This window comes from Amycolatopsis sp. NPDC049868, assembly GCF_044461365.1.
In the GTDB taxonomy this organism is placed as follows: domain Bacteria; phylum Actinomycetota; class Actinomycetes; order Mycobacteriales; family Pseudonocardiaceae; genus Amycolatopsis.
In genome coordinates this window covers 18742-33954 of sequence record NZ_JBITKV010000003.1, presented here as the reverse complement: position 1 = coordinate 33954, position 15213 = coordinate 18742, and the positions used below count along the sequence as shown (strand labels likewise).

Genomic DNA, 15213 nt, shown 5'->3' with positions numbered 1-15213 from the left:
TTGACGTCGATCGAGATCGAGGGCTTCACCTCGATCCGCTCGGCGCGCGTCGAGCTGGGCGCGATGAACGTGCTGATCGGCGCGAATGGCGCTGGCAAGAGCAACTTCGTCCAGGCCTTCGAGCTGTTGGGCAGGATCAGCGAAGACCTGCTGAACCTGTTCGTCGGCCGAAATGGCGGGGCGTCGGCGCTGATCAACGACACGGCCGACACGAGGCAGATCAGCTTCAAGCTGAGTGCGCCTCCGGACAGCTACCAAGCGCAGCTCGGTGCGGCCCCTGGTGAAGAGCTGATCTTCGAATACGAATCAGTCTCTACCTACGACGAGAAAGAGCAGGCTCCGCGGAGACTGTCGGCAGGCCGTGGTCATCGAGAGAGCAAACTGGGTAACTTCGCGGCCAGACCCGAAGCGGCTCAGGTGGCGACGAGGATTATCGAGCTTCTGCAAGGTTGCCGCGTCTACCACTTCCACGACACCAGCGTCGACGCGCCGGTGAAGCGCCTTTCCCCGACCGCCGACGACCTGGCCTTGCGCGCGGACGCCGGGAACATCGCCGCAGTTCTCCTTCGGCTACGGGACAGCTCAGACCGGGCGGACAAGGTCGCGTATCGCCGGATCGTCGGCGCGATCCGGCTCGTCGCCCCTTTCTTCCGCGACTTCGTCCTCCAACCGGACAGCACCGACCGCATCCTTCTTCGCTGGCAGCGGCAGAATTCCGAAACCGTTTTCTCGGCGAATCAGATGTCCGACGGGACACTGCGTTTCGTCTGCCTCGTCACCCTGTTGCTGCAACCGGAGCTTCCGGCGCTGGTCGTGCTCGACGAACCCGAACTCGGCCTGCACCCGATGGCCATCGTCCAGCTGGCGGACATGCTGCGCTCTGCCTCGACCCGCAGTCAGGTCCTGATAGCGACCCAGTCGGTGACGTTGATGAACCAGTTCTCCGCCGAGGATCTGATCGTCGTCCAACAGCGGAACGGCGATTCGGCCTTCACCCGGCCCAACAAGGCCGCGCTGGCAGCCTGGCTCGACGAGTACTCGCTTGGCGAACTCTGGGAGAAGAACATCATCGGCGGGCAGCCGGGCTCGATGGGCAGCGTTCTCGATGCCTGACCCGAAACGTCTGCACTTGCTGGTGGAAGGCCAGACGGAGGCGAACGTTGTCCGGGATGTGCTGTCCGGTCACTTCCAACGGCGAGGCTGGTTCGTCACCTATTCGACCGTCCGCACGCACACCTCGTCCGTCACCTACCGCGGCGGCGTCACGTCCTGGCCGAAACTGCACCGGGAGATCAAAGAACTCCTGGCCAGCCCGCGTCTCGCCGTGCTGACGACGCTGTTCGACTACTACGGTTTCCCGTCGGACGCTCCGGGTATGGCGACACGTCCGGCAGGCGCCGCCACCGGCAAGGTCGAGCACGTCGAGCGGGCACTCGGTACGACCATCGGCGATCACCGATTCGTTCCCCATCTCGTCCAGCACGAGCTGGAATCCTGGGTGTTCGCCGCCAGTGACCAGCTCGCTTTCCTTCGCGACGATCCCGCGGTCGCCGAACGGATCAAGCAGGATTGCGCCGAAGCCGGCGGGCCGGAACTCGTCAACGACGACCCGAAGAACGCGCCTTCGAAGCGACTGGCCAGGTATTGCCCTGGTTATGTGAAGACTCTCGAAGGTCCCTTGGCGATCGCCGATCTGGGCGTTGAAGGTCTGCGAGCCCGGTGCCCGCACTTCGCCGCGTGGCTGGCCGAGCTCGACTCCAGGCTCTGACGCATTTAGTCCTCTGAATGCGCGAGGGGCCAGGGGCGCGGAGTGGGGCGAAGGGTTTCGTAAGCGGCAGCGGCGCGAAGGACGTCGAGGTCGGCGAAGCGGCGGCCGCTGATTTGCAGGCCGATCGGCTGGTCGTCGCTCGTGTAGCCGCAGTTGATCGAGACCGCGGGCTGGCCGGACATGTTGTACGGCACGGTGAACGCGATGTGCTCGAACGGGCGGCGCGGGTCGTTGGTCGGCGAGGGCCAGTCGGCGGGTGGGGCCGAGACCGGGCAGGTCGGGGACAAAACGACGTCGAAACGTTCGGTCGCCCGCAGGGTCGCGACGGCGATGGCGTCGATCTGCGCGAAGCCGCGGTAGGCGTCGACACCGCTCACGTCGGCGCCGCCTGCCGCCCAGTCGGCGATGTACGGCAGCACCTTCACACGGCGGTCTTCGGGCAGGGCCGACATGTCCGACCAGGCCCGGACGCGCCAGAAGGTATCGAGTCCGTCGAGCATTTCCCGGCGCAGGAACGGCGAAACCGGCTCGACGACGGCGCCCGCTGCCGCGAAGACACGTGCGGCTTCGGTGACGGCGGCGATCGTCTCCGGCAGCACGGGAAGCCCGACGCCAGGGTCGAGGTGCAGCCCGATGCGCAGGCCCTTGACCTCGGCCGAAAGCGAAGCCCAGTCGAGCGACGAAGGCGGCAGCGAAAGATGATCGCGACCGTCCACACCGGACAGAACGCTCATCAGCAGCGCGGTGTCGGCCACGGTCCGCGTCATCGGCCCGGCGACACGGCCGAGGAACGGCGGATCCACCGGCACCCGGCCGAAGCTCGGCTTCAGCCCGACCAGGCCACACCAGCCGGCGGGCAGCCGGATCGAGCCGCCGATGTCGGTACCGACGTGCAGCGGGCCGTAGCCGGCGGCGGCCGCCGAACCGGCACCGGCGCTGGAACCGCCGGGCGTGCGCGTGGTGTCCCACGGATTCCGCGACGCGGTGTGGAAACTCGACAGCCCGGACGTCAGCATCCCGTAGTCCGGCATGGTCGTCTTGCCCAGCAGGACCCCACCGGACTCACGCACGCGAGCGCCCGCCGGGGCGTCTTCGGGCGCGGGTGTCAGCGAGGTGGCGGCCGTGCCGAGCGGGACCGGGGTGCCGCGCGTCGCGATGTTCTCCTTGAGCGTCAACGGAACACCGTCGATCGGGCCGAGCGGTTCGCCCGCGTGCCATCGGGTTTCGGACGCCTTCGCGTCTTCGCGCGCACCGTTCGGGTCGTACGCGTAGAGCGCGTGCAGCTCGGGCTCGCGCGCCTCGACGCGGGCGAGAACCGCTTCGGTGACCTCGACCGGCGACAGCGTCTTCGCGCGGTACTGGGCGATCAGTTCGACGGCGGTCAGGTCGGGCAACTCCGGCACGGAAGGGCTCCTTACGTCGCGGGCGGTTCGAAGCGGCCGTCGACCGCGGTCCAGCCGCCGTCCACCGCCAGCACGGAGCCGGTGACGAACGACGACGCGTCCGACGCCAGGTAGACGACGGCGCCCGCGAGTTCGCCGGGACGCGCCCAGCGGCCGAGCGCGCCCTTGGTCGCGTACGCGTCGTACCAGGCCGGATTCGCCTTGATCTGCGCCGTCAGCGGGGTTTCGACGACGCCGGGCGCGATCGCGTTGACCCGCACCCCCGCCGGGCCGAACTCCGCCGCGGCCGTGCGGAACAGCTGCACCAGCCCGGCTTTCGTCGCCGCGTACGGACCTTGGCCGGGCTCGACGGTGGTGCCGCGGATCGACGAGAACCCGACGATGCTCCCCCGCCCGCGCTCGACCATCCCGGCGCCGAACGCGCGGACGACCTCGAAGGTCGCGCCGAGGTTCAGCGCGATCACCCGGTCGAATTCCGCGCGCGAGTACTCCAGCAGCCGTTTGCGCACGTTGGTGGCGGCGGTCAGCACGACGACGTCGATCTCGCCGAGTTCCTCCGCCGCCCGCGCGGCCGCACCCTCCGAGAGCAGGTCGATCTCGTACGCCTCGCCCACGCCGGTTTCCTTGGCGGCGGCGACATCGCGGTCCGCGACGATCACCTCGGCGCCGTGCGCGGCCAGTGCCTTCGCGGATTCGCGGCCGATCCCGCTGCCGCCGCCGAGGACGACGGCGCGCTTCCCGTCGAGCCGGAACAGGTTTTCGTACGTCACGGGCGCAGCACCGCCATCCTCGTCACGGTCAGTTCTTCGACCGCGAATCGCGGCCCTTCCCGCCCGATCCCGGAGTCCTTCACGCCGCCGTACGGCATGGTGTCGGACCGGAAACCGGGCACCTCGTTGATCACCACACCGCCGACTTCGAGCTCGTCGAGCGCGCGGAACGCCGTCTTCAACGACGTGCTGAACACCGAGGCGTGCAGCCCGTAGCGCGACGCGTTGACGGCCTCGAACGCATCGTCCACAGAGGACACGGTGCGGATGCAGACCACGGGGCCGAAGATCTCCTCGTCCCAGCATTCGAGGCCGTCGGGCACGTCGAGCAGCACGGTCGGCCGGATCACCGTGCCGTCGACACCGCCCCCGACGAGCCGCGCACCGGCCGAAGTCGCTTTGTCGACCCACTCTTGAACGCGCTTCGTTGACCCCGGATCGATCAGTGCCGACACCCGCGTCTTCTCGTCGCGAGGATCACCGGTGACGACCTCGCCGAGCCGCGCCAGCACCCGTTCGGTGAATTCCTCGGCGACGGTGTCGACGACCAGTACTCGCTGCACCGAGATGCAGGCCTGCCCGGACGCGTAGAACCCGCCGCGCAGCACAGCGTCCGCCGCCGCGTCGAGATCCGCGTCCTCCGCGACCACCAGGGCCGCGTTGGAACCCAGCTCCAGCAACGTCTTCGTGGGCGCGGCGTCGCGCGCGATCCGGTGCCCGACCAGCGCGGATCCGGTGAACGACACCGCGCCGACGCGCCGATCCGTGACCAGCGCCGAGCCCACGGCCGCATCGCCGGTGACCAGCTGGACCATCGCGGGCAGGTCGGTCAGCGAGCGCACCAGATGCACGAGCCACAACGTCGCCAGCGGCGTCTGCGGCGCGGGTTTCACCACCACCGGGCAGCCCGCGGCGATGGCGGGCGCGATCTTGTGCGACGCCAGGAGCAGCGGATAGTTGAATCCGGCGATGCCGACCACCACCCCGATCGGCTTGCGTTTCCAGAACCCGACCAGCCCGTCCCCGGACGGCAGCAGGTCGAGCGGGACGGTCTCGCCGTGCAGCCGCGAGACCTCCTCGGCGGCGGCCTGCCAGGTGACGATCGTGCGGGCGACCTCGACGCGGCAATCGACCAGCGGCTTTCCGGTCTCCAGCACCAGAAGCCGCTCGAAGTGGGAGCGCTCGGCCTCCAGAGCCGCGGCGACGTCGTTCAAAAGCGAACGCCGGGTCCGCGACGGCAGGGCCGCGACCTGCTTGAACACCGCGACCGCCTCGTCGATCGCCCGCGTGGCCAGCTCCGGCGTCCCGACCGGCGCGTGGACGATCTCGCTCCCGTCGTACGGGAACACGACCGGCTCAGTGTCCACAGTCGGCACCCAGCCGTCGCCGATCGGCAGGCCTTCCGGATATTCAGGCATCGTCCCCTCCCCGCAACCGCGCCAGTTCGGCCCGCAGATTCGGCGCGGCCGCCAGCAGTTCCCTGGTGTACTCGTGCTCCGGCGCGTCGTAGACCTGGTCGACGTCGCCCATCTCGACGATCTCCCCGCGCCGCATCACCGCGACCCGGTCGCACACGTGCCGCACGACGCCGAGATCGTGCGAGACGAAGATCAGCGTCAGCGAGTACAGCTCGACCAGCGACGCGAGCAGGTCGAGGATCTGCTTCCGCACCGAGACGTCGAGCGCGCTCACCGGTTCGTCCGCGATGAGGACGCTCGGATTCGGCGCGAGCGCCCGCGCGATCGAGATGCGCTGCCGCTGCCCGCCGGAGAACTGGTGCGGATAGCGGCCGGCGGCGTCTTCGGGCAGGCCGACGGCCTTCAGCAGCTCCGAGACCCGTGCGGGATCCCGGCGGCCCAACGGTTCGGAGATGATGTCGCGCACCCGCATCCGGGGGTCGAGCGAACCCATCGGATCCTGGAAGACGATCTGCAGTTCCGACCGCAGGAAGCCGAGTTTGCGTTCCGGCAGGGTGTCGACGCGCTTGCCCTGGAACGAGACGCTGCCCGCCGTCGGCTTGTCCAGCGCGGCCAGCAATCTGACCAATGTGGACTTTCCCGAGCCGGATTCGCCGACGATGCCGAACCGCTGACCGGCTTCGACGTCGAACGACACGCCGCGCAGCGCATGGACGTCACGCCGGGTGTAGCGACGTTCGAGATCCCGCACCGAGATCATCATCGGCTCGCCTCCAGATCCGAAGCGGCCAGCAGCTTCTTCGTGTACTCGTGCTGTGGCGCGGTGAGGACGTCGCGGGTGGTGCCGGCTTCGACGATCTCGCCGTCGAGCATCACCAGCACCCGCTCGCACACCGACGCCACGACGGCGAGGTCGTGCGTGATGAACAGCAGCGCGCTCTCCCGGTCCCGCACGCCGTCGAGGATCAGTTCCAGGATCTGCGCCTGCACGGTGACGTCGAGCGCCGTCGTCGGCTCGTCGCAGATCAGCAGCTTCGGGTCGTTGGCCAGCGCGATCGCGAGGACGACCCGTTGCCGCTGCCCGCCGGACAGCTGATGTGGATACGCACGAGCGACGCCGGGCAGTCCCACGGAAGCCAACAAAGCCTCGGGATCCTTTCCACCGTTTCGGTGGATCCGCATCGGCTCGGCGACCTGCGCGCCGATCCGCATCGCCGGGTTCAACGCGGTCATCGGTTCCTGGAACACCATCGAGAGTTCGTTGCCGCGCAACCGCGACAGCTCCTTCTCCGGCGCGCCCAGCAGCTCGCGGCCGTCGAGTTTCACCGAGCCGGAAGCGGCGAGCTCTTCGGGCAACAGCCCCATGATCGACAACGCCGTCAACGACTTCCCGGAACCCGACTCGCCGATCAGCCCGACGCGCTCACCGCGCGCGATGCCGAACGAAACATCGCGGACCAGCCCGGAGATGCCGAGACCATGGACTTCGAGGGTCATAGCCGCGCCGCCAATCGGGGGTCGAGGCGGTCTCGGAGGCCATCACCGAGCAGGTTGAAGCCGAGGACGGCGATGGCGATCGCGACACCGGGCACGAGCGCGAGCCTCGGGTGCAGGGTCAGGAACACCTGGGACTCCTGCAACATCCGGCCCCACGACGGCGTCGGCGGCCGGGTGCCGAAGCCGAGGAACGACAACGCCGCCTCCGCGAGCACGGCGATCGCGAACGACACCGACGCCTGCACGATCAGCAGCCCGGAGATGTTCGGCAGCACGTGCCGCGCGGCGATGTTCGGCCGTGACCGGCCCGCCGACCGCGCGGCCAGCACGAACTCGCTGCTCATCACCTGCAACGTGCCCGAACGCGCGATCCGTGCGAACGACGGGATGGTCGCGATGCCGATCGCCACCATCGCGGTCAGCGTATCCGCCCCGAACACCGCGCCGAACATGATCGCCAGCAGCAACGCGGGGAACGCGAGCACGAGATCGTTGACCCGCATGACGAACTCGCCGAGCCATCGCGACGACATCCCGGCGAGGATCCCGAGCGGCGTCCCGATCAGCGCGGCGATCCCGACCGCGACCACCCCGACGTACAACGTCGTCCGCGCGCCGACCATGAGCTGGCTGAGCACGTCACGACCGAAGCTGTCGGTGCCGAGCGGGTTCGAGCCGCTGAAGTCGTGCAGCCGGTTGGCCGCGTCGACCTTGACCGGGTCGAACGGCGTCCACACGAACGAAAGCACCGCGGCGAGCACGATCACCGCGACCAGGACACCGCCGACGAGGAGACTGCGGTTACGCATCAGGAACCCCGCAATCTCGGGTCGAGCACCGTGTACAGGACGTCGACCACGAAGTTCACCAGCAGCACGCCGACCACCAAGACCAGCACGATCCCCTGCACGGACAACAGATCCCGCGACGCCACCGAGTCGAGCAGCATGCTGCCCAGCCCCGGCAGGACGAACACGCGCTCGACGACGACGGCGCCGATCAGCAGGGTCGACAGTTGCAGCCCGAGCACCGTCACCACCGGCACGGCGGCGTTGCGCAGTCCGTGGCGGAACAAGGCTTGGAACGGCCGCAACCCCTTGGACCGCGCCGTGCGCAGGTAGTCCTGTCCGAGCGTGTCGAGCACGGCGGACCGGACATAGCGCGTCAGCACCGCGCCCTGCACGAGCCCCAGTGACAGGGCGGGCAGAACGAGCCCACGGAGGAATTCGCCCGGATCCTGTACCGGCGGGGTCCAGCCGCCGGAGGGCAGCCAGCGCAGCTGCACCGCGAAGATCTGCACCAGGATGATGCCCGCCAGGAACGCGGGGATCGCGACGCCGATCTGCGACAACCCGGAAAGCGCGGTGCCGTCGGCCTTCCGGTGCCGCACCGCGGCGAACGTCCCGGCCGGCACGGCGATCACCAGCGCCACCAGCATCCCGGCGCCGACCAGCCACAACGTCACGCCGAGGCGGTCGGTCAGCGCCGGGCCGATCTCCTCGCGGGTGACGTACGAGCGGCCGAAGTCGCCGTGCAGGACACCGCCGATCCAGTCGAAGTACTGCGTCACGAGCGGCCTGTCGATGCCGAATTCGGCGCGGGTCTTCGCGACCAGCTCCGGGGTCGCGTTGACGCCGAGCGCGACCTGCGCCGGATCGCCCGGCAGCACGGCCATGAACAGGAACACCACGATGGACGCGACCAGCACACTGGCCACCAGGATCGCCACGCGGCGCACGATCTTGACCGTCATCGCGGCGCCAATCCCGTGAGATCGAAGGACTCGCTGACCTGGTTGCGGACGAACCCGGTCACCTTGTTCTTCGCCACGATCACGTTGGGGAACAGGAAGAGCCAATCCGCGGCGGCGTCTTCGGACAGCCGCCGCGCGACCTGGCGCATCGCGTCGATCTGTTCCTGGGGTGTTCCGGCGTCGGCCTTCGCCAGGTTCTGCTGGACGGGCTTGCCGTCGTAACCCCAGTAGTACTTCGGCCTGCCGAAGGTGACGATGTCGCGCGCCTCGACGTGCTGGATGATCGACAGGTCGTAGTCGTGGTCGGTGAAGACCTGCTTGAGCCACACCGCCGGGAAATCCAGCGGCTCGATCGTCACAGTGACCCCGACGTCCGCCAGTTGTGAGGACACCACCTGCGCGGCCGACACCGCGTACGGCAGGTTCGGGATCCGCAGCCGCAGCGTCGGATGGGGTTGCCCCGCTTCGGCGAGCAGCACTTTCGCCTTCGCGGGATCGAACGGATACGCGTTCGACAGGTCTTCGTACCAGGGATCCGTCGGCGGGACCATGCTGCCGATGAGCGTGCCACGACCGGCCCAAGCCGTGTCCAGCAACGCTTTCCGGTCGATCGCGTACGAGAGCGCTCGCCGCACGCGGACGTCGTTCAGCGGTGGGCGCGCGTTGTTGAACGCGAGCGTGACCTCGCTGTTGGTCGTGCCTTCGACGACGGTGAACCGGTCGTCGCTCTGGAACTGCGGGATCGAGTCCGGCACGGTGATCGCGGAGATGACGTCGATCCCGTTGCTGAGCAAGGCGTTGTTGAGCGCCGTCGGATCCTTGATGTACTTGAGGACCACGGTCGAGTAGGCCGGTTTCGTGCCCCAATAGTCGGGATTCCGCTTGAGCACGATGGAGTCGCCACGACGTCGCGAAGACACCGTGTACGGCCCCGTGCCGACCGGTTTGTTCGCCAGATCCGCGACCCCGGTCGGGCTGAACATCGCGCCGAGGCGGCTGGTGAGGCTGAACAGCCAGCCGTTGCTGGGTTTCGTGAGCACGACCCGCGCGTGGTCCGGCGCCACGACGTCGACCCGGTCGACGACGTCCATTGTGGACTTGATCGACACGGTCCAGCCGGTCTTCACGCGCATCAGCGAGAACTTGACGTCCTCGGCGGTGAACGGCGCCCCGTTGCTGAACTTCGCGTTCTTCCGGAGCTTGAAGTCGTAGGTCTTGCGGTCTTCCGACACCGTCCACGATTCGGCCAGCAGCGGCACGATCTTCGCGTTCGCGTCGAGCTTCACCAGACCCTCGTAGACGTTGTAGAGCAAGGCCTGCGGAATGGCGGCGCCGTCCGTACGGGTGAAGTCGAAGTTCGCGGGTTCGGCGGTGTACCCGATGGCGAGCGTGGCCGGATCCTTGGCCACCGTGGCACTCGAACCGGCCGAGCAGCCGGACGCCACCAGCAGCGACGCAACCACTGCCGCGTGAATCCGGGCTTTCATCCTGCCCCCTGACCGGTAGACTGGTCCGACCAGTAAACCAGACGAGACGGCAGGGTCAAGATGGAATTCGAGCCGGTCGCCCCTGTCCGCGCGTACCAGCGTGTCGTCGAACAGATCGAGGAAGCCGTGTTCAGCGGCCGGATCAAACCGGGCGACCGGCTGCCGAGCGAACGCGAGCTGATGGTCCAGTTCGACGTCGGCCGCTCGACCGTGCGCGAGGCGCTGCGCGTGCTGCAAGCAGCCGAAATGATCCGCTCGCGGCCCGGAGACCCGCGCGGTCCCGAAGTTCTGGCCGCCTCCCCCGCCGCGTTGCACCGGTCGATGCACCGGCTGGCGCGGGCCGACCATCTCGGGTTGTCCGAACTCCTGCAGTTCCGCATGGTGCTCGACGGTTCCGCACATCTGCTCGCCGCGCAGCTCAGGACGGAGGACCATCTCGCCGAACTGGACGCCGCGCTGGAGGCGATGCGCGAGGGCGTCTCGAAAGGGTTCGCGGAGTTCTCCCACGCGGACGTCGCGTTCCACGAGGCCATCGCCCGCGCGACGGGGAATCCGCTGCTGGTGATCAGCGGCGAGGTCGTCCGCGGCGTCGTGCTGGAACTCATCGAGGACAAGCTGGAGCACGCCGACGACCGGACGGCGTTGATGCGCAACTGGCTGACGCATCACGAAGCGGTGCTCGGCGCGATCCGCGACTCCGACGGCGAACGCGCTTCACGGCTGGCGAAGCAGGCGCTCTACGACAACTACGCCGAGTACGTCCCCGAAGAGCAACGGCGTCTCTTGCGGCCACTGCTCGCTTGACCCTTCTCTACACTCGCTCAAGTGGGGGATACCAACAAACCTTCGACGACCCGGCAAGGCGTCGGTCTCGCACTGTCCGGCGGCGGCTACCGCGCGATGTTGTTCCACACCGGAGCCCTGTTACGGCTCAACGAACTCGGCTGGCTGTCGAGGATCTCGACGTTCTCCAGTGTTTCGGGCGGCTCGATCGCGGCAGGCGTGCTCGCGCACGCATGGGCGGACCTGAGATTCGAAAACGGTGTCGCGGCCAACTTCTCCGACAAGGTCGTCGCGCCGATCCGGAACCTGGCACGCAAACGGCTCGACATCCCGGTCACCCTGCTCGCCATGGCCGTTCCGTGGCGGAGCGCCGGTGAGGAGCTCGCGCGGGTGTACGCGAAACACCTGTTCGGCGACTGCTGTCTGAAGGACATCGACCCCACGGGCCCGCAGTTCGTCTTCACCGCGACGAACCTCCAGGACGGCTCGCTCTGGTGGTTCTTCCGGCAGAACGGGCCGCACGGGAACATCCCGCTCGCGACCGCGGTGGCCGCGTCTTCGGCGTTCCCGCCGATGCTTTCGCCCGTGGTGCTCCATAATCCGCTTTCCGAGGAGCGGAAGCGCAAGATCGTGCTGAGCGACGCCGGCGTCTACGACAACCTCGGCCTGGACCCGGTCGAAGGGCACGCGACGGTTCTGGTGAGCGACGCGGGCAAGCGGATGAAGGTCACGCCCAGGGTCAAACGCGACTGGGGACGGCAGCTGCTGCGCGTCCTCGACGTGATCGACAACCAGGTGCGCGAACTGCGGCGCGGCGCACTGCTGAAGTCTTATGTGGAGAAGCATTTCACCGGCGCCTACTGGGGGTCCTACGTCGATCTCGCGAACTTCCAGCTCGAAGATTCGCTGGCGGCGCCCGCCGAGCTCACGCACGAGCTGGCGGAAACCCCGACGCGCCTGACGAAACTGCCGGAAGTGCTGCAGGAGCGGTTGCTCAACTGGGGTTACGCGGCCTGTGACGCGGGGATGCGGAAGTGGGTCGACACCGAGGCGGCGGCTCCGGGCGGGTTCCCGTTCCCGGCCGCGGGGGTGGGCTGAGCGCGTCCCCGGATGCTATGAACGGTCCGTTCCTTGCAAATTTCGCAAGGAACGGACCGTTCATAGCGTTCGTCAGGCGACCAGGTTCGCGTAGACGATGATGTTGTCCTTGTAGCTGTGCTCTTCCTTGTCGAAGACACCGCCACAGGTGATCAGCCGCAGCTGCGGCTTGTCCGTGTTGCCGTAGACCGCTTCCTCGGGGAACTGGTCCTTGGGCACCTGGTCCTTCTTCTCGACCACGAACTTCAGGCTCTTGCCGTCACTGCGGTCGACGAGCACCTCGTCACCCGGGTTGACGTCCTTGAGCTTGTAGAAGATGCCTGGCTGCTTGTTGCCGTCGACATGGCCGAGCAGGATCGACGGGCCGACGTCGCCGGGCACCGGCGAAAGCCGGTACCACGCGGCCTGCATCGGATTCTTCGCCGACGGGACGGACATCTTGCCGTCCTTGCCGACGGCGACCGTGACCAGGCTCGATTCCGCGCCGATCTTGGGGATCTTCACGTTCGTCGGACGGGTCCCGTTGTACGGCTTGACGACCGGCGGAGCCGATTCCGACAGTGCCGCCGCGGCGGGCGGGGCGGGTTCGTCGGTGCCGCATCCCGTCAGCGCGAGGGAAAGCACAAGGGCGGCCGCGACCACGCGGCCGCCCTGCGTCAGGAGCTTCATCGGATCAGGCCGCGGTGGCGCCGAAACCGGTCTCGATGCCGCCCTTGGGCTTCAGCTTGACCTGCTTCTTCGGCTGCTCCGGCTTGGTGCCCGGCGCGGTCGAGCCGCCGCCGACCGTCTCGATCTCGATGTCACCCTTGCCCGGCTTGCCGTCGCAGGTCCAGGTGAAGGTGCTCGAGGTGCCCTTGAAACCGGGCTTGGCCTCGACGATGTAGATCCACAGGTAGGCGTCGCCACCGTCCTGGAACGAGTCGACGATGGTGAAGTCCGGCGCGGTGACGTCCGCGGGCTCCGAACCGCACAGGATCGCCAGCGCACCCTCGTTACCCTCGACGTAGCCGGCGCCGACGTTCAGCTCCGGCTTCGGCGGGGTGGTGGTGGTCGGCTTCTCCGAGCTGGAGGCCGACGGCTTGCCGGAAGTCGGCTTGCCGCTGGTCGAGGTCGGCGTGCTGCTCTCGGACGACGGCGGAACCGACGTCACCTTGCCGCCCGACCACTCGGGCGGGTTGCTGACCTGACCGCCGGACCACGAAGGCGAGGGCGCCGTGGTGGGCGTCTCGCTCGTCGGAGCGGGAGGCGTGGTCGTCGTTTCGGTCTGTGCCATCGCGACCGGCGTCACGGCCAGCGAAATGACGGCGCCGGCCAGCACCGCGCCCGCGAGGCGGCCCAACGTCTTCTTCAAAATGATCTCCCAGTGGAAAGCATCGCAACACACAGTGACCCCCACCGTGCGACCACCCGGGAAAGATTCCCACGTACGGGTGGCAGCGCGATACTGCCGGAAAACCGCTGGCCGGCGTAGCGAATAGACAGTGACAAGAGCCACCGTGAAAGCGGGTAACGCGAAGGGGGTCCAGCCCGATACAAGGGCCCGAAAGTCGCTCCGCCAAAGGAAAACTCGCGGCGACGAAGGAATGTTAACACCCGGAAGGCCCGAACGGTTGCCATGCGGAAGTATTTCTTCCCCGTCTGTCACGCGTCGCGAAAATGCCGCTTCTTCTGGGCGAATCCACTTCGTACCGCGACTTTGTCGCCGACTCCTTCACGCGTTCGGAGTACCTTCGGTGAAGTCCTGACCTTTTATGAGCGAATACCGGTGCCGGGCAACCTGAAGGTCACGATCAGAACACCAGGAACAGCGCCACGGCGAACGACAGCACACCGAAGAGACCCGCGACGGACACCCAGGGCTTCGGCGACGTCCGCTTCCGCACCGCCCGGCCGCCGCCTATTCCCGCGATCAGGAGGCCGAGGCCGAACCCGATCCCGGGGATGAAGGTGGCGAGAGTCCGGTTCTCCGCGTCGCAAACCCAGATGCCGTCACTCGGGCAGGGCGTCGCCGCGAGTTCGGCCAGCAGGCCCGCCGCGACGATCGCGACGAAGCCCAGCACCAGGAGCCAGAACAGGCCCCACAGCCATTGCCCGAGCCGCCGAGGCGGTTTCGTCTCGTCCACGTGCCCAAGCTAGCCGAGCGCGGAGGCCAGATCCGTCCAGAGATCCTCCGGATCCTCGAGCCCGACGCTGAACCGGACGAGCCCGGCGGGCACATGGGCGTCGCCCGCCATCCAGGCCCGCCGCTCGACCAGGCTCTCCACCCCGCCGAGGCTGGTGGCGGCACGGATCAGCCGCAGCGATCCGATGACCTTGTCCGCGGTCTCGGCGTCCGGGAGTTCGAACGCGATCATCGTGCCGGAGCCGGGATAACGCACCCGGGTGATCGCGGGGTGGTCGAGCAGCCGCGCCGCGAGCAGCGCCGCCGTGCGGGTCTGCTCGGCCAGCCGGACCGGCAGGGTCCGCAGCCCGCGCAGCGCCAGCCACGCTTCGAGGGCTCCCGGCGTCGCCCCCAGTCTGGTGCGCGCGTCGCGCAGGTCTTTCGCAACGCCTTCGTCGGCCGCGACGGTGAGGCCGAGCAGAAGGTCGCTGTGGCCGCCGATGAGTTTCGTCGCGCTGTGCACGACTATGTCGGCGCCGAGCTCCAGCGGCCGCTGCCCCAGCGGGGTGGCGAACGTGTTGTCCACCGCGACCAGGCCGTTCGCGGCGGCGGCGATCGTCTCGATGTCGATGACGTCGAGCGTCGGGTTGGTCGGCGATTCGAGCCAGAGCAGGTCCGCGTCCGCGGCGGCGACCCAGGCGGCCGTGTCCTCCGGCTCGATCTCGGTCACCACCAGACGGCCGGTGCCGTGCGCGTGCGCGAGCAGCCCGCGCGACCCCGCGTAGGAGAACGTCGGGACGCAGACCTTCGCCCCGACCCGCAGGGTGTCGACGACCGCGCTGAGCGTCGCGATCCCCGACGCGAACGCCGTGGCGTGCCCGCCTTCGAGCGCGCCGATCGCGGCTTCGAGGGCCTCCCAGGTCGGGGTGCCGTCCTGCCGCGAGTACGCGCGGTCGGCGCCGGCGTCGAAGGTGCTCGCCGCGACGATCGGCACGTTCAGCGGCTCGCCGGGCCCCTCCGGGCGTCCGGCGGCGACGGCGAGGGTGCGGGGTGACCAGTCGTTCTTGTCCACCCCGCCACCGTAAACCGTGCCTCCGCAGGACGTGGAGCAGTCGTTCCGGCGGCCATGCCCCTG

16 protein-coding genes are annotated in these 15213 nt (G+C 68.3%); 4 read left to right on the top strand and 12 right to left on the bottom strand.

Annotation, left to right across the window (positions count from 1 at the left end; genetic code table 11):
• Together ACIBTM_RS13545 and ACIBTM_RS13540 are read left to right on the top strand one after the other, a co-directional pair.
• On the top strand, positions 1-1113 hold the full coding sequence (locus ACIBTM_RS13545) for an AAA family ATPase (RefSeq protein WP_395876826.1): 1113 nt from the start codon (positions 1-3) through the stop codon (positions 1111-1113).
• Positions 1106-1768, top strand: a complete 663-nt coding sequence (locus ACIBTM_RS13540; protein ID WP_395876825.1) for a DUF4276 family protein — start codon at positions 1106-1108, stop codon at positions 1766-1768. The genes ACIBTM_RS13545 and ACIBTM_RS13540 overlap by 8 nt, the downstream gene beginning before the upstream one ends.
• Positions 1769-1773: 5 nt before the next feature.
• Here ACIBTM_RS13540 and ACIBTM_RS13535 read toward each other — a convergent pair whose 3' ends face one another.
• The 8 genes from ACIBTM_RS13535 to ACIBTM_RS13500 are packed head-to-tail and all read right to left on the bottom strand — an operon-like array spanning position 1774 to position 10096.
• Positions 1774-3171, bottom strand: coding sequence for an amidase (locus tag ACIBTM_RS13535; protein ID WP_395876824.1), 1398 nt, complete (start codon positions 3169-3171; stop codon positions 1774-1776).
• An 11-nt stretch (positions 3172-3182) separates the two neighbouring features.
• Positions 3183-3941, bottom strand: coding sequence for an SDR family NAD(P)-dependent oxidoreductase (locus tag ACIBTM_RS13530; protein WP_395876823.1), 759 nt, complete (start codon positions 3939-3941; stop codon positions 3183-3185).
• Positions 3938-5359: an aldehyde dehydrogenase family protein gene (locus tag ACIBTM_RS13525; protein WP_395876822.1), complete on the bottom strand. Its 1422-nt coding sequence runs from the start codon at positions 5357-5359 to the stop codon at positions 3938-3940. Before ACIBTM_RS13525 ends, ACIBTM_RS13530 begins: the two co-directional genes overlap by 4 nt.
• Positions 5352-6122, bottom strand: coding sequence for an ATP-binding cassette domain-containing protein (locus ACIBTM_RS13520; RefSeq protein ID WP_360957471.1), 771 nt, complete (start codon positions 6120-6122; stop codon positions 5352-5354). Before ACIBTM_RS13520 ends, ACIBTM_RS13525 begins: the two co-directional genes overlap by 8 nt.
• Positions 6119-6856 (bottom strand): ATP-binding cassette domain-containing protein, encoded by a 738-nt coding sequence (locus tag ACIBTM_RS13515; RefSeq protein ID WP_395876821.1) that lies wholly within the window; start codon positions 6854-6856, stop codon positions 6119-6121. The genes ACIBTM_RS13520 and ACIBTM_RS13515 overlap by 4 nt, the downstream gene beginning before the upstream one ends.
• A complete protein-coding gene (locus tag ACIBTM_RS13510; RefSeq protein WP_395876820.1) occupies positions 6853-7665 on the bottom strand; it encodes an ABC transporter permease in 813 nt (270 codons plus the stop codon). Before ACIBTM_RS13510 ends, ACIBTM_RS13515 begins: the two co-directional genes overlap by 4 nt.
• Positions 7665-8609, bottom strand: a complete 945-nt coding sequence (locus ACIBTM_RS13505) for an ABC transporter permease (protein WP_395876819.1) — start codon at positions 8607-8609, stop codon at positions 7665-7667. The genes ACIBTM_RS13510 and ACIBTM_RS13505 overlap by 1 nt, the downstream gene beginning before the upstream one ends.
• Complete coding sequence (locus tag ACIBTM_RS13500) at positions 8606-10096, bottom strand: ABC transporter substrate-binding protein (RefSeq protein WP_395876818.1); 1491 nt, start codon at positions 10094-10096, stop codon at positions 8606-8608. Before ACIBTM_RS13500 ends, ACIBTM_RS13505 begins: the two co-directional genes overlap by 4 nt.
• A 60-nt stretch (positions 10097-10156) precedes the next feature.
• Between ACIBTM_RS13500 and ACIBTM_RS13495 the strand changes: the two genes are divergently transcribed.
• Both ACIBTM_RS13495 and ACIBTM_RS13490 read left to right on the top strand, forming a co-directional pair.
• On the top strand, positions 10157-10900 hold the full coding sequence (locus tag ACIBTM_RS13495) for a FadR/GntR family transcriptional regulator (protein WP_395876817.1): 744 nt from the start codon (positions 10157-10159) through the stop codon (positions 10898-10900).
• 21 nt (positions 10901-10921) lie between these two features.
• Positions 10922-11977, top strand: a complete 1056-nt coding sequence (locus tag ACIBTM_RS13490; protein WP_395876816.1) for a patatin-like phospholipase family protein — start codon at positions 10922-10924, stop codon at positions 11975-11977.
• A 72-nt stretch (positions 11978-12049) separates the two neighbouring features.
• On the opposite strand, the gene ACIBTM_RS13485 is transcribed toward ACIBTM_RS13490, so the two are convergent.
• The 4 genes from ACIBTM_RS13485 to ACIBTM_RS13470 all read right to left on the bottom strand — a co-directional run bounded on the left by ACIBTM_RS13485 (position 12050) and on the right by ACIBTM_RS13470 (position 15150).
• Positions 12050-12646, bottom strand: coding sequence for a class F sortase (locus ACIBTM_RS13485; RefSeq protein ID WP_395876815.1), 597 nt, complete (start codon positions 12644-12646; stop codon positions 12050-12052).
• 4 nt (positions 12647-12650) lie between these two features.
• Positions 12651-13328, bottom strand: coding sequence for a hypothetical protein (locus ACIBTM_RS13480; RefSeq protein WP_395876814.1), 678 nt, complete (start codon positions 13326-13328; stop codon positions 12651-12653).
• A gap of 439 nt (positions 13329-13767) precedes the next feature.
• A complete protein-coding gene (locus ACIBTM_RS13475) occupies positions 13768-14100 on the bottom strand; it encodes a hypothetical protein (protein WP_395876813.1) in 333 nt (110 codons plus the stop codon).
• A gap of 9 nt (positions 14101-14109) precedes the next feature.
• On the bottom strand, positions 14110-15150 hold the full coding sequence (locus ACIBTM_RS13470; protein WP_395876812.1) for a trans-sulfuration enzyme family protein: 1041 nt from the start codon (positions 15148-15150) through the stop codon (positions 14110-14112).
• Positions 15151-15213: the final 63 nt, after the last annotated feature.